We start from the raw sequence: 15,821 nt of genomic DNA on the forward strand, positions 1-15,821 counted from the left end.
CCGAAAGTTGCAATGAAAACAACGCCTGTGCTTGCAAAGCAATCTCAATCGATGACTCAAATCCATCGCTTGGCGATCGTCGCGATCGCGCTTTTAGTCATGCTGCCGATGCTGTTTTACGGCGTGTACGATGCCCATGACTTACCTGCATTTCATCTGCGTTGGGCAAAACAGTTTTCGGATCAATTCTGGTCTGGAGAACTATATCCCCGTTGGTTGCTCAATTTGAATGGAGGATTAGGCAGTCCAACTTTTTTCTTTTATAGCCCAGTGCCCTACTATTTCACGAGCTTACTGCGTCCATTGGTCTGGATGGCTGATCCGCTAGGGTGGCATCAGTTGAGCTTTGGCGCATTACTGGGACTCGCTGCATCGGGGATCACGGCTTATCTGTGGTTGCAGTGTTTGGTTCCAGCTAGAGCAGCGTTCATTGCAGCAATTTTTTATGTGATTGCACCTTATCATTTAGCAGTCGATCTGTATGTTCGATTTGCTTATGCAGAATTTTGGAGCTTTGTCTGGCTACCGTTGATTCTATATTTCACGCATAAATTGGCTCAGGGTCAGAAAAAAGCAGCGATTGGATTCACGATCGCGCAAGCGCTCTTGATCATGACGCATTTGCCCACTTTTCTGATTTTCTCACCTGTCCCATTTCTTTATCTGCTTTGGTACGGAAAGCAGCGAGTCAAAATTGCGATCGCTTTCAGCATCGCCTTTATCTTGGCAGTCGGATTAGCCGCAATCTACTGGTTTCCAGCGATGACAACCAAAGATTTCATTATCCTTAAGGCTGATCCGACTCAGTACGAGTTTTACGACTACACAACAAACTTCTTATTTGCAGAGAGCATTCGGCAGAATTTCCAGGGCGTGATTTCATTTCTAGGAATCTCAAGTGTTCTGATGCTTGTGCTGGCAGCGACGACATTCTTCATCGCAAATCGGCTGAATTCGACACGGCATTCTAGCTTGTTTTGGATCGCGATCGCGCTGGTTTCATGCTGGATGTGCCTCCCTCAAAGTAACTGGGTCTGGCAATTAATCCCACCGCTACAGATCATCGAAGCCCCTTGGCGATTTAATACAATTTTGACGCTTGCGACAACGGCTTTAGTTGGATTGGCAGCGACCTCTGTTCAGCCTGCTCGACTGAACCTCAAAACAATTTTAAGTGCGGTGCTCCTTCTTGGAATTGGCGCAGGATTAGCATTTCTAAGTTTGCTGCCTGTACGAGAAATGTTCTTCACTTGGACTGCAGCAAACAAAGTACTGCTCATTGTGATTGTGACTTTGTGTACGATCACAACAACATTTGTTCTATACTGGACGCGCCTTGTCAGTTCTAAACTCGCCACAATCAGTCTGTTGTTAACGATCGTATTGCTCTTTTCTAGCAGCGTAGTCATGAAACGATCGCTCTATCCTATTCTCAATCTAAAATCAGAGCTTGAGATTCAGCGAGATGCCGTCTTACATCGCCCAAAATGGGTTCCTGCATCGCTTTATACAACAGATAATCTGCGAAAACTGATTGATGAGAAATTTGGCTCTGCGGTGACGATCGAAGCACAAGATCGAGTCAATGCTTCGATCTGGAAACCCAGATTTCTAACTTTACAAACCAGTTTAGAAACTGAACAATGGTTGACGCTGAGACAGTTCTACTATCCAGCTTGGATCGCTAAAACCAACTCTCTTTCTCTCCCAATACAGCCCTCTCCAGAGGGACTGCTACAAATTAAAGTTCCGCCGGGTCAACATACGATCGCGGTGCAGCTAGAAACCCTGCCTCAAGAACGGATTGGCATTGTTCTGAGCTTTGGCGCTGGAGGTCTATTAATGGCTTGGTTCGCTTTGTTTAATCGACGAATTCAGAAATTGCTCATTGCAAAACGCTCAGGTCTGCATTTCAAATCTTCGGCTTCCTAAGTCGGTCGTTTCACCTCAAGCTTACAGGTCGTCAATTCTCATGAAATTGCGTGCAAGATGATAGCCACGATCGATCATTGAGAAGCCCCGCAAGCGCTCCTTTCTTCAGTTCAATAGCTCTCTTATAGATCATGAAAGATTTATCTGATACCTTTCCTCAACCTTATGGCGCGCCCTGCCGTGCTGATGGAACTGCTCCCCTCGCGATGACACGGGTGAAGTGCTGTATTTGCGATGTCGATGATGCAAGTGCTGTAGCAGTTGGAGAAGATTTCGAGTATCGTACTAGTCCCGATACGTTTCTAGCTGTGCAGTGTCGTGGCTGTGGATTGGTCTATCTCAATCCGCGCCCTGACATCAGCGAACTCGATCGCATTTACCCGCGTGACTATCATGCGTATGAATTCTCGGCTGAGCGATTTGGCTTTGTCTACCGGGTGCGGCAGCGATTAGAAGCAAAGCGATTGCTGTCAGCTTGCAAAGGACTAGGCAAAGATGCTCGAATCATTGATGTCGGCTGTGGGGATGGCTTTCATCTGCGCTTACTGCGTGATTTTGGACAGCCCACCTGGAGACTCGAAGGAATTGAACCGAGCGATCTCGCAGTCAAAGCAGGAATGAATGAAGGACTGGAAATTCATTCAGGCATGGTTCAGGACTTAGACTTGCCCAAAAATAGCTATGATCTAGCCTTCATGATCGCCACGATCGAGCATGTCGATCATCCCGCTGAAGTGCTCGCTGCTGTGCGATCGCTCCTCAAGCCGGGCGGTCGAATTGTCATTGTGACCGACAACACCGATACATTGGATTTCAAACTCTCAAAAGCCCGCCACTGGGGCGGCTATCATTTTCCGCGACACTGGAATTTGTTTAATTCAACCAATTTAAGAATGCTGGCGCAGAAAGTTGATCTCGAAGTCGCTCAGATGACCACGATCGTGTCGCCAGTCAATTGGGTCTATTCGATTCGGAATGCGCTCGTCGATTGGAACGCACCCAAATGGCTCATCAATCAATTCAGCTTGCAATCTACCCTCTCGCTCGGTGTGTTTACGATTTTCGACATGATTCATCAACGGATGGGTCATGGGGCTTTGCTGAGAGCCGTGTTGAGAAAGCCTTGATAAGCTGATTTAATTCCTCCCTGAACCTTATGAACACTGAAATTAAACCTGTCGTGATCGTCGGCGGTGGGCTAGCTGGTTTGACTGCCGCTTGGGCACTTCGACAACACAACATTCCTGTGAAACTCTATGAGGCAGGCAAGCAGATTGCTGGACTAGCAGGCAGTTTTCACGATCCCGATGGTTTTACTTATGACTTTGGCGCACATTTTGTCACCAATCGACTCGCTGCCGCGATCGGCGTAGGTGCGCTGTGCCGAAACGTGCGCTACTATGGCGAAACTGTCTACCTCAAAGGTCGTAACTACACATATCCATTTGGTTTACTGCAAAATCCTCGCTATGTTGCCAGCGGGATCGCCAGCAAATTGAAGCGGCATCAGCCGAAAAATGCAGCCGAATGGTATCGTGCTGAGTATGGTCAAACTTTAGCCAACGAAGTCGCGATTCCATTAACTGAAGCTTGGTCAGGCGCTGCGGCTGAAGATTTAGCAACGTCTGTTGGCGATAAGCTGCAAGCCGGAATTGCTCAGAGCATCGTCCATAAACTGATGGCTCGCTTCACGCAGCGGGCTGTCACCAATGGATACAGCCATGACATGCCTGAAAATCCGCATGTTTGGCACGTTTATCCTAAAGGTGGACTCGGCTTATTGTGTCAAAAGCTAGCGGAAGATCTTCAAGATTGCATTCAGCTTGAGTCTCCAGTAGAAGCAATTCTCGTTGAGAATGAGCAAGCAGTCGGAGTTCGAGTCAAAGGGATAGAGCAGCCTGCTTCTGCTGTGATTAGTACGGCACCTTGTCATATTTTAGCCAAGCTGGTTCAAGGCTCGGATGCGGTCAAGCCTTTATCGAGCTTCAAGTACCGTCCGATGGTTTTTGTGAATTTGCGCTTGCATGGTCGTGGCTTGCTCTCTGATACAGTCGTTTGGACTCCAGAACGCGACTATCTCTTCTTTCGCTTAACCGAGACACCTTTATCCATGCCGTGGCTCGCTCCTGAAGGAAAAACACTGATCACCGCAGATATCGGCTGTGAAATCGGCGATGAGATTTGGCAGATGTCAGACGAAGAATTGGGAGAGCGCTGTATCGAACATTTGCGTGAAATCATTCCAGATGCGCGGCAGCGATATTTTGGCTGTCGGGTGTTGAAAACTCCGATCGCTTATCCAGTTTTCTTGAGCCAGTATGAGGAGCATCGTCAGCGGCTCGCCCACTCCACAGGGATTTCAGGACTCTACAGTATTGGGCGCAATGGAGAATTCGCCCATTTACTCATGGAGGACATCTACTGGCGCACAACCTCGAAAATGCGTCAACTTGCAGCGAACTTGAATTAGTGTGAACCCTATGAAACAGCGTAGAAAACCGATCGCGAGCTTATCGCTTGATCTGGATAATCAATGGTCTTACATGAAAACTCACGGAGATGAGGGCTGGGAGTCTTTTCCATCCTATTTAAATCTTCTGATCCCGCGAGTACTGGAGTTTTTGGATCAGCGGGATCTGAAAATTACGTTCTTCATTGTTGGACAGGATGCTGCGCTAGAAAAAAACACAGCAGCATTAAAAGCGATCGCCGATCACGGTCATGAAGTTGGAAACCATTCGTTTCTGCATGAACCTTGGTTGCATCTGTACACCGAAGAGCAGATTAATACAGAACTCGCGATCGCAGAACGGCACATCGAGCAGGCGACCGGACAGCGTCCTATCTGTTTTCGAGGTCCTGGCTTTAGCTTGTCTCGAACTGTGCTGCAAGTGCTCGCGAGACGAGGATATCTCTGTGATGCTTCAACATTTCCAACCTTCTTAGGACCGTTGGCGCGAGCTTACTATTTTATGACCAGTAAGCTGAGTAAAGAAGAACTCGAAAAGCGCAAGCAACTGTTTGGGAAATTTCAAGATGGATTGCGCCCGCTCAAGCCGTATCGCTTGAGAATGGATGCGGGCAGTTTAGTCGAGCTTCCAGTCACGACAATGCCTGTGTTTAAGGTTCCAATTCATGCTAGCTATATTCTGTATCTGGGCGTGTTTTCTCCGATGCTGGCAATGTTGTATTTCCGATGCGCGATCGCGCTTTGCAAATTGTTTCAAGTCCAGCCTTCTATCTTGCTGCACCCTTTGGATTTTATGGGCTGTGATGATTTGCCGGAACTCGCTTTCTTTCCAGCGATGAATCTACCGAGCTACAAGAAAGTGGCAATGATGAGCAAAATTATTCGGGTCTTGACTGATAATTTTACAGTGCTCACAATCTCACAACATGCTCGGCAAATGGCAAAAGCAGAGGACATTCCGGTGATGCATCCGAGCGCGATCGCGCTGTAATCAGCGCGATCCCTCGGGGTGATAGATGTTGATCTCCCTAGTCGTCTTCAAGCGATAAATCTGATGGGTAGATCACTGCTGATCTGTCCTACTGCTCCTCATTTTTTTTAGCTGTCATACAACTGCGATCGATAGTAGTTCGAGTATCGATCGCAGTTCTATGTGTGTTCAACTTCACGAAACTGACTTGAATGTAAAAAGATCCTATGTAATCGCACATTCACAGCAACAGCTATTGCTCTCAATAGATATACATGATAGAAATTAAGGGTGCTGCGGATTTTCAGTGTTATTCCACTAGACAAATTTGCAAAAACTTGCATTCAACCTGATGTTGCCTTTTCGGCTTCATAAATCAGCAATTCACTCAGCTAAATTACTGAGGATCTGAATTGGAACCCTCAGAAGAATGCCCAAAATACTCTCTTGATTGACTTGTCATCCTATATGCAATTGCAAATCGAACACGTGTGTTCCCGTCCGACTCGGCAGACCTGTGTGATCTGCTCTGACCTTTTTCAACCGATGCTCGCGAGGGTCGTTGTCTACACCGAAGATGAAGCACATGGCGACCTCTGTCCAACCTGCTTATCTCAAGGATCAGGCTTTGTCAGAACCCGTTTAAATCTTGCTTTAAACCCCTCACAAGGCTCATCCTCGCAGCGAACAGCGTAGCTTGTGCTCCTCAGTATGGGCGCAACTGATTGCCATTCCTGCATCACCTGCGAACTACTGCACCATTGAAAAAGGAAAAGCAGAAATGAACTTCCCCGAAGCGTCTGAATTACAGTCTATTCACTTGTCTCCCGACTTAACGCTCCCCCGCTCCATCACGTTTCACCCCTCCACACAATCTGGGCTGAAGCGGAGTATTGATGTCCTGGGAAGCTTAGTTGGGCTACTGATGCTATCCATCTTCTTTGTTCCGATTGCGATCGCGATCAAGCTCGATAGTCCTGGCACAATCTTTTACAAGCAAACGCGTTGTGGATTGGGCGGGCGAACCTTCGAGATCCGCAAGTTTCGATCCATGGTGGACAATGCCGAAGTCCTAAAACACCAGATTAAAAACGAAGGAAGTAATCTCCTCTTCAAAAACGAAAACGATCCCAGAATTACAAAAGTAGGACGTTTTTTGCGCCGAACGAGCTTAGATGAGCTGCCACAGCTTTGGAATGTGCTGATGGGAGAGATGAGCTTAGTTGGAACTCGCCCCCCCACGTTAGATGAAGTCGCTCATTACAACAATCGGCATTGGCGACGCTTAGAAGTCAAACCTGGATTAACTGGAGAGTGGCAGGTGAGCGGTCGCTCTAAGATTAAAGATTTTGAGCAGGTTGTAGACTTGGATTTGAGGTACCAAGAACGGTGGAATGTGGGGTATGACCTGCTGATCATTCTGAAAACGCTGAAAGTTGTGTTGGGTCGAGAAGGAGCTTACTAGCTCACCCGTGCTCGTTTTGTCCTTCTCTGCTCACCCCTTCTATGCAAAAACCAGTTCTCACCATCTTTTATCAATTCAACCCTTGGCGAAGTAGCATCGGCGGTATCCAAACTATCATTCGATCGTTCCTCAAATATGCTCCCGATAGCTTCGAGATCCGCTTTGTCGGAACCACGGACGATCCCACCGAACCTCTATTCACTTGGCGAGAAGCGAACTATGCAGGCAGAACTCTCCAGTTCATGCCCATTCTCACCCTACAAGACAACAATCACCGCAAACGCATTCCGGTCACGGTTCGATATACCGCCGCGCTACTGCGCACCTGTCTCGAATCAGACTTCATGCACTTTCATCGTTTAGAACCGACGATCGCATCTAAACAGTGGCAAGGTGAAAAAACGCTGTTTGTCCATAATGATCTCAAGCAGCAAGCAGCAAAACAAAAAATTCCAGCCCTGAATCACGCCTTAGAACGCTATTTGATTCAGCAGTTTGACCAAGTGCTGTCTTGTCATACCGGATCGCTTGAACTGTATCAGGATCGCTATCCAAATTTGAGCGATCGCATCACCTACATTAACAACTCCTACGATGATGGAGTCTTTCAGCCTGCCCCAGATCGCAGCGCACATCGTCGAGTCCTTGCCCAAACGATGAACTTGCCTGAAGAAACGCAGTTCATTCTCTTTGCCGGGCGACTGCAACCCCAAAAAGACCCCGTTCTGCTGATTCAAGCGATCGCCGCTTTATCCCATCCCAACGCTCATTTACTGCTCGCCGGAGATGGAGAATTAGCGCCGGAAGTTCGGGCTGAAATTACGCGATTAGGCGTTCCAGCAACCATGCTCGGCGCACAAACTCAGACCGAAATGCTCAGACTTTATCAAGCTGCCAGCGTCTTTGTCCTGAGCAGTCGATTTGAAGGACTGCCTGTTTCAGTCCTAGAAGCGTTAGGGTGCGGAACACCGATTGTAACGACTGACTGCGGAGATACTCCCAGACTGCTCAACTCAAAGAGTGGAGTCGTTTGTCAAGATCGAGCAGCAATCACGATCGCGAAGGCTCTCGACCAAGTTTTATTCAATCCCGACCATTTTCCTGTAGAAGCATGTGTCAGTGCGGCTCAACCTTATGCAGCACAAGCCATTGTCAGCCGAGTTTATGAAGATATGCTGTGGAGATGGAAAGCGCGATCGCGGGAGCGAGTTCCAGTTGCGCGATCGTACACGTAAATTTCAGTAGACTGGCACAGATAGAAATGCAACTCATCCCTTAAACAATCCCGATTTTGGTCAAAAATCGAGTAAAAAAAGCAACACTAATATTAATTGTTGCAGGACACTTTAAGTATGTGAGTTTTTCAAATTATGAACTGAGTTGATGTAGAGTAAAGTTGCATCAAGTATCAGAAAAAGATCAATACTGCAAAGATGATTCTAGAATCATGCAGAAAATGATCGAGCTAACAGGGTTGTAGATACCACTAGGACTATTTCTAGAATGGTTTCAAGTTGTTCAAACTAATTCGATCCAAACAATGAGAGCGAAGAACAATGCCGACTCTGGCACGGTGTCTCTAGACAACCTAGAGAAGCTTGATTTTCAGAATTATTGGTTAATTGCAAAACGACGTTGGAAGCCTACTGCTGCGATTATTACGCTGAGTTTGATCGTGGCTGGATTTGCATCCTCGTCGCAGAAGCCAACGTATGTCGCAACTGGGAAAATCGTCCTCAAACCCAACAAAATCCCTGCTTTAACTGGGCTTGGAGGCGAAGCGGCGGGACGAGTGTCAAACTTGACCATGCAAAGCAATCCCGTCAGGACAGAAGCACAGAACGTCGTTTCTCGCCCAGTGATGCAGCAAACGATCGAAGCCCTCAAATTGACGGATGCCTCCGGTAAGCCCCTGCATCCAGATGCTCTAGCAAAAGCAATTAAAGTCAAAGATGTTGCTGGTGCGGACGTTCTGCAGATTAGCTACGAGGATCAAGAAGCCGACAAAGCTGCTGCGGTTCTCAATCAAGTCATGACTCAATACCTCAATGCCAATGTTTTAGAGAATCGCTCTGAAGCCGCTGCTGCGAGAGAATTCATTGCTGAGCAACTTCCCAAAACAGAAGCAACTGTACGACAAACCGAAACTGCGCTCAGACAATTCAAAGAGCAAAGTGGAATTGCAGATGCGAAAGCTGAAGAAGCTCGAGTCAACGAGGCAATTAGCACGCTAGAAAAACAAATTGCAGATGCCAGCACTGATCTTGCTGAAACAACGACTCGGCACGACAAACTTGCAAGCACGCTCAACATGACAGCCGATCGCGCTTTGGAAGTTAGTTTCCTCAGCCAAGATGACAACATCAAACAAATTGCCGCTCAGCTTCAGCAAGTGCAAACTCAGCTAGAGCTAGAGCGCACACGCTACACAGGCAAACATCCCGCGATCGTCAATTTACAAGACCGAGAAGCTGCCTTAAAAAACTTGCTCGAAGAGCGAATCTCTCAAACGGTCGATGCTGCCTCCGTTACGCCACGCGATCTCGTTCCTGACGAATTGCGTCGCGACTTGATGAAAGATTTTGTCAATGCTGAAGTTCAAAAATTAGGAGCTTCGACGCGGTTAGCTTCCTTGACAGAGACTCGGGATCTCTATCGCGATCGCATGATGCAAGTTCCTCGTCTAGAACAGACTCAGCGCGAACTCCAACGCCAGCTCGACGCAGCACAATCAACCTATGAGACCCTACTGAAACGACTGCAAGAGGTTCAATTAACCGAGAAGCAAAACGTCGGGACTGCGCGAATTGTTGAGCGAGCTGCGATTCCTGATAGCGCATCTGGTTCCAAGACCAGTATGTTCCTTTTGCTTGGAGCAGCAGCCGGAACCTTGCTGTCGCTAGCAGTCATTACCTTGCTTGAACTTCGAGACAAATCGATCAAGACGCTCAAAGAGGCACGCGACTTGTTCGGCTATACCTGGCTGGGAACGATTCCTTACTTTGGTAGACCGCTCATGGCGCGATCGAAGAAACAGGAATGGTCAATTCCTGAACTCCCTGTACGAGATGCTCCGCGATCGGCGGTGAGCGGCTCGTATCGAATGCTGCAGGCAAATCTGAAGTTTTTGAGCCTAGATGAAAAGCTCAAAAGCGTTGTGATCACAAGTTCTGTCCCGCGTGAAGGCAAATCTACGATCGCAGCGAACTTAGCAGCAACAATGGCAACCTTAGGACGACGCACACTGTTGATCGACGCAGATTTACATCATCCGTCTCAGCACCACATTTGGAATTTGACGAATGTCGGTGGATTGAGCCATGTGATTGTAGAGCAGACGAATGCCCGAGATGCAATCATACCTGTGATGCAAAATCTTGACGTTCTAACCTGTGGTGTGATTCCACCGAATCCTCTAGCTTTGCTCGATTCTAAGCGGATGGCATCTTTGATTGAAACCTTTGAGCAGCAGTATGACTTTGTGATTGTTGATGCTCCTCCTCTGATTGTTGCGGCGGAAGCTTTGACCCTCGGCAGAATTGTCGATGGGCTGATTTTAGTCGCAAGACCAGGCGTGGTTGATCATGCGAATGCCACAACCGCGAAGGAACTCCTAAACCAATCTTCGCAAAATGTTCTGGGTATGGTGATCAACGGCGCGGTGCTTGAAAATGATGCTCATGATTCTTACTACGATCATGATGATTACATTCATACACCAATGGAACAGGTCTATTAATTTCGATATCTCGATCGGGATGTGGTTTAGAAACGCTCAAATCGTCTCTAAACCACATCACATTTTTGGTGCTGCAATTAGACTTGGTTTGTACTACAACATCGGTAGCGTTGAAGCAGAAGATCTAGAACTCGTGAAAGCGTTATATCATACTGACCCGCAAGGGATTTAAATCCCTTGCGGGTCAGCAATGCAGCGTAACGGATTGTATGAGCTATTGGCTCACCAGTTTTTTCAGGTTTTTAGCAATGCCTAGATCCCGTGCGATCGCGACTGCCGATCCCAGCACAGGTAGACGATCGAGCCAACGTGGATTAATATCACTTGATGCCCCGCGCTGTACGCCCAAAGCTGGAATCGTAATCAATCGAGCAATGTCCAAGTTTTGCCAGTGGAATACATTTATCGCACCATCGTAGGGAATCGGACCACAGAGGATATGTCCATGGGGTCGCTCTAACATAGCTTCTAAAAAGTTGATTAAGCGATCGAAGATGTGATGATTAACCGCGTACATGTGCATCTCAAATACTTCTCGTGGACAGGATTGAAACGACGGGAGAACTTCTGGAACAACGATCGGAGTCGGACAGCCATAGCCAAAGTAAACAATGTCCCAGTGCGTCTGCTGAAGCTGATTGACCACTTGTGCTTCATAATTCACAAAGGTTTCGAGCAGTTTTAGATCGTCTTCTAGAATCAAAACATTCTGCAATTGCAGTTCTCTTGCTTGCTTTAAAATGGCTAAATGACTCAAGAAGCATCCCTTATAGCCAATTGAAGTAAATGGCTCAGGATTGTCCGGCTTTATTGCAGCAAAGACCTCGACCTTACCAGCCTCAAATGGCATTCCAGCCTGCGCTAACTCCTGCTCCATTTTCCGCAGCCGATCGACGCGATGGGGAAGATTCACCACATAGATACGATCGAAAAACTCTACAAATTTCATCCCGCTCTCCTACAAAAATTTCTTCAGGAACTTTGGAGTCTACTTCTCTCTTCGAGAACGACTCGCAACTATCCGGAGCGTGTATTGAATCAGTGAAAAGCACCAATTGCTTTAGAACTTCGAGACTGGTTAGCATAGTCATGCGGCACTTCTGGCAAATTAATCCCTGTCCCTTTTGCAGGTGAATCCTCTCGAATCTGATAGTTCTCAGCGATATGTCCTCGACCAACCGTAAATTTAGGCGTGCCAATGACAAAATCTCTGACTTCCACCTTACTCCCATGCACTACGATCGCGCTAGGATGTGGAATCAGGTTATGGCTGGCTACAATGCCCGCTCCTAAACCATTTCCAACCTCAATCGTGCCAGAGTCAGTAATGTTATTTATGACTTTGACATCATCTCCTCGCACAATGTAGATAGAATCCATAGCCAGATCGACTGCGTGAATCGTATTATGAGCAATCACCGAATTTGCTAAATAACTTGGTCCATTGTTGTAGTTCAAGAAGCGAATCCCGCCTCCTGTATTGAGAATCACGTTGTTAATCACCGACACACGACGCACGGAAGCACTTTCCCCATCAGTTCCGATATCGATCGGTTCATTTGAAATTCGCACACCGTCAGGACGATCACGCTCAGACTGATTGTATTTACCTGTGTTGTAGATTAGGTTGCCATCTACGGTGAGATTTTCTCCATCGCTATCGAGATAGACATTGACTGACCAGTTGTCAAAGATTTCATTCCCCCGAATGCTCCAGTCATTACAGCCTTGAGTCGGGCCAACCCCTTCTCCGTGATTGTCGTGAATTTTATTATGGTTGATTGTGATTTGATCCGCTTTCGAGCCAACAATCGCATGGGGCCAGTTCACTCCACTGTTACGAGGAGCCTGTACGATCGCATTGTTGTGAATATTGTTGTGAGAAAGTCGTGCTAGATTCCAATTGTCAAACCGAATCGCACTATCCCATGAAGCAGTAATTTCAGAGTTCTGCACCACGAGATCTTCCCCGATTCCATCTCCCCAATGGGCAGCCCAGATGCCCGTTAATGCCCCTCGATCGACAATTCCATCAATCACAACGTGATTCACTTGATCGAAGAGTTGAATTCCTGTTTTAAATTGATCATGCCAGTTGATTAAGACAGTATTCTCCTGAGTTGGCTTTGCTCCATTCATCGCCCAGAGCGAAATCTTACCGCTGGATGTATCGACCCAATAGGTGCCTTCTTTTAGCGCGTTTTGACGATCTACCCGAACTAAGGCTTGATGTTCAACAACGATTCGCTTCGTAAAATCAACATTGTCGTTTCCAGCATCTGAGATAACTGCCTCTGCTTGATAGATTGATCCACCAACATTTTGCCACTCACTCGTCTGTAATCCATGATCAATAATCACCTGTGCCCCAGGCGCACTTCTCATCGTGATGGGCTTGTCTTTTTCGCCGCTTTTGTGAAAACTAAGCTGACGTTCATAGTAGATTCCGTTCTGAATCAGAACTGTATCTCCAGGATGTGCAGCATCAATTGCGTGTTGAATCGTCCGAAACGGGCTATTTTGCGCACCAGAATTACTATCTGCACCATTCACCGATACGTAAATTGTGCTATCAGAACTCAAAGCAGCCAAGCGAGGCTCAGTAACCGTAGCGCTTAAAGGGGAATGATTCCAACTCTCAGGTTCAGACTGAACCTGAGAGTTGGAATCATTCCATAGCGCATTCGATTGCATCAGGTATCCCATGAGGAGGATTCCAAGAATCCATTGAATCAGTGTCCTCATACGGTAAGAGAATCGCTGGATACCCCTCCTGAAGAAAAAGCAATATCCACAACTTTTGATGCTTTTAATTTTGTCCTGACAGTTCTTCATCTAATCTCAGTACATTGCCGCTTTGAGGGTGGAAGATTCAAAACTTGAGCATAGCGATCGAGCGATTGCTCTAGCGAGTAGTAAGCCGCTCTCTCTTGTAAGACCGCCGAGGAAATCGGACGCGCTAACGTATGCTCGATCGCCCCAACTAACTGCTCCAGGTTGCCAACTTCGATTAGCGCTCCATATTTCCCACCTGCGAGAATTTCATCGGGTCCGCTGGGGCAGTTCGTTGCAACAACAGGAGTTCCAACTGCCATGGCTTCGATCAGAACCGTTGGCAGCCCTTCAAACCAAGACGACAGCACAAACAAATCTGCTTGGCGTAAGTAAGCATAGGGATTCGAGACAAATCCGGGAAGTAAAACATCCGCTCCGATGCCGAGCCGTTCAATCTGAGCCTCTAGCGCGGCTCGCTCTTCTCCTTCTCCTAAAATCATTAAGCGCAAGGGGCGCGACTGGCGCACCTTCGCGAATGCTTCAAGCAGTAAGGGATAGTTTTTCTGGGGTGCTAATCGTCCCACACTAATGAGCACGGGAATCTCAGATTCAAACCAAGGGTGCTCGATAGCACTTTGGGCGCGTTCGAGTAAATCTGGAGTCACGACTGGATTGTGAATCACTTGAATCAACTCATCTCTCACCCCGATCGCTCTCAGGTCTGCTCCAACTCCTTCAGAGACTGGCACAGCCGCATCGGCCCAATCGAAAAACCACCGCGTGAAGAGGGGCATGAATTGCGTTTTCAACGAAGTCGATCGCTGAGCCTCCTGCGAAATTGTATTTTGCACATTTACGACAAGCCGTGTTTTCACCCCAGTCAATTTTCTCATCCAGATTGCGGCTAAATTCGTATCATCTAGCGTCGATAACATGACTGGAGGGCGATTTTTGCGCAGATAATTTGCGAGAGCAGGAAGGCATTGCCAGAGCTTACCGCCGCCTAGATCGATAATATTCACCTCCGAGGGCAGCAGATCTAAGTAAGCCCCTTCTTTTCGCAATAGCACGAGGTCAACCGACAACCCTTGTTGAGAAAATCCGCGTACGAGATTGAGCATCGCCCGCTCAGCACCACCTCCGAACAGCGAATGCACAAAAATTGCTAAATCAGGCATATTTCGACTCCTCTAAGCTCTGTTGCAAAGTTCTCGATCGCTTTGTCACAGGTAATTGAATTTGAACCACTGCTGCGATCGTGGCGTAAAGTAACCAAAAAATAGAATTCGGATCAAGGATCAAAGAACTCTCAGTCACGTTTGACAACATCAAATACGTGAAAAACAGCAAAGGATAAATCCCAATTATAGGATTTGCTTGCAGCCGCAACCAGACTAAGCAGCGTGAGACTGTCAGAAGGCAACTCAACCCAAATATGCCCAGTCCCACAAATCCTAAATCTAGAACTAAATCTAAAAAGCCATTGTGTCCATTTGGAGACATAAAGAGCGTGACGTACCAAACATCAGCCGATTCTCCATCCATATCGAGCCAAAAACCTTTATACCCATATCCTAACCAGGGGCGCTCTGAAATCTTGCTGGCTAATATTTCCCAAATTCCTGTCCGCCCAGTTAGACTCAAATCCCGCCCTAAAGCAGTCACAATCAGTTCGGCATAGCTGATGATAACTAGCCCAGCACAACTTGCACTCAGCAATCCAATTAGTGCCAGTAATGTAACACGCGGCACAGATCCAGCCCGTAATGATCGATACAGAGGAATACAAGCCATCAACGTGCACAATAGCAATAATCCTGTCTTAGAGGTTGAGAGCAAAATCAATCCCGTAGCCAGAAAAAGCCCACTCCACCACAGCCATTTTGGACGATCGCGGTTTATCACGGAGCAAGCATACGACAGAGTCGCCAGCAGCATCGCTCGTGCAAGCGCATTTTTCTGAGCAAACATTCCTTGCCATGCTCCTGCATGTTCACCACTATCAATTCCAAAAGCTGGAAACGCTAAGGTCAAAACAACAGTTCCGATCGCACTCAGTCCAAACCCCCATCCAACAAATCGAATCAACACTGAAAGCGGGTATCGAATCGACCAGTAGACAGCAACCATCGTTGCCCCAACTAACAACAATCCCCGTCGTCCGCTCAAATCAGGCACAACTGACCAATGGCTAGAAAAAAATGCCAAGAGGGGAAGCGCCCAACAGAGCGGAACCTTGAGAGCTGCAGGGATAAACTTCCGCCACCTCAAAGCACTCAAAACAAAATAGGCTGCTAAGATCCCCAACTGTATCAGCAAAAGTATTGGATTGCTGTCAGATGATGAGGCACTGCCTGCACTCGAACTCACTCCGTCTGCAATGATTCGATACAGCGCGGAACTGTAATATAAAACGGTGAAGACTGCGAGTACTGCTTCAAATCGATCGAGAACAATCATGAGTATCTTG

11 protein-coding genes are annotated in these 15,821 nt (G+C 47.3%); 7 read left to right on the forward strand and 4 right to left on the reverse strand.

Annotation, left to right across the window (positions count from 1 at the left end):
- The first annotated feature begins 12 nt into the window (after nt 1-12).
- The 7 genes from OU814_RS23965 (at nt 13) to OU814_RS23995 (ending at nt 10,576) form a co-directional block, all read left to right on the forward strand.
- Entirely contained in the window at nt 13-1,932 is a 1,920-nt protein-coding gene (locus OU814_RS23965; RefSeq protein ID WP_268242309.1) for a hypothetical protein, read from the forward strand.
- A 131-nt stretch (nt 1,933-2,063) separates the two neighbouring features.
- Entirely contained in the window at nt 2,064-3,059 is a 996-nt protein-coding gene (locus OU814_RS23970) for a class I SAM-dependent methyltransferase (RefSeq protein WP_017288808.1), read from the forward strand.
- Nucleotides 3,060-3,088: 29 nt separating this feature from the next.
- Entirely contained in the window at nt 3,089-4,402 is a 1,314-nt protein-coding gene (locus tag OU814_RS23975; RefSeq protein ID WP_268242310.1) for a protoporphyrinogen/coproporphyrinogen oxidase, read from the forward strand.
- 10 nt (nt 4,403-4,412) lie between these two features.
- The gene (locus OU814_RS23980; RefSeq protein ID WP_017288806.1) at nt 4,413-5,393 is read left to right on the forward strand and encodes a polysaccharide deacetylase family protein; all 981 of its coding nucleotides are present in this window, start codon (nt 4,413-4,415) and stop codon (nt 5,391-5,393) included.
- A gap of 676 nt (nt 5,394-6,069) precedes the next feature.
- Nucleotides 6,070-6,837, forward strand: a complete 768-nt coding sequence (locus OU814_RS23985; protein ID WP_268242311.1) for a sugar transferase — start codon at nt 6,070-6,072, stop codon at nt 6,835-6,837.
- A 41-nt stretch (nt 6,838-6,878) separates the two neighbouring features.
- Nucleotides 6,879-8,072, forward strand: coding sequence for a glycosyltransferase family 4 protein (locus tag OU814_RS23990; protein ID WP_017288804.1), 1,194 nt, complete (start codon nt 6,879-6,881; stop codon nt 8,070-8,072).
- Between the two features lie 305 nt (nt 8,073-8,377).
- On the forward strand, nt 8,378-10,576 hold the full coding sequence (locus OU814_RS23995; protein WP_268242312.1) for a GumC family protein: 2,199 nt from the start codon (nt 8,378-8,380) through the stop codon (nt 10,574-10,576).
- A 214-nt stretch (nt 10,577-10,790) separates the two neighbouring features.
- Here OU814_RS23995 and OU814_RS24000 read toward each other — a convergent pair whose 3' ends face one another.
- The 4 genes from OU814_RS24000 to OU814_RS24015 form a co-directional block, all read right to left on the reverse strand.
- The gene (locus OU814_RS24000) at nt 10,791-11,525 is read right to left on the reverse strand and encodes a glycosyltransferase family 25 protein (RefSeq protein ID WP_268242313.1); all 735 of its coding nucleotides are present in this window, start codon (nt 11,523-11,525) and stop codon (nt 10,791-10,793) included.
- A gap of 89 nt (nt 11,526-11,614) precedes the next feature.
- A complete protein-coding gene (locus tag OU814_RS24005; protein WP_268242314.1) occupies nt 11,615-13,282 on the reverse strand; it encodes a right-handed parallel beta-helix repeat-containing protein in 1,668 nt (555 codons plus the stop codon).
- Nucleotides 13,283-13,407: 125 nt separating this feature from the next.
- On the reverse strand, nt 13,408-14,529 hold the full coding sequence (locus OU814_RS24010; RefSeq protein ID WP_268242315.1) for a glycosyltransferase: 1,122 nt from the start codon (nt 14,527-14,529) through the stop codon (nt 13,408-13,410).
- Nucleotides 14,522-15,811, reverse strand: coding sequence for an O-antigen ligase family protein (locus OU814_RS24015; protein WP_268242316.1), 1,290 nt, complete (start codon nt 15,809-15,811; stop codon nt 14,522-14,524). The genes OU814_RS24010 and OU814_RS24015 overlap by 8 nt, the downstream gene beginning before the upstream one ends.
- Between the last annotated feature and the right edge of the window lie 10 nt (nt 15,812-15,821).

It is taken from the genome of Leptolyngbya sp. GGD (assembly GCF_026735145.1).
Lineage (GTDB): Bacteria > Cyanobacteriota > Cyanobacteriia > Leptolyngbyales > Leptolyngbyaceae > Leptolyngbya > Leptolyngbya boryana.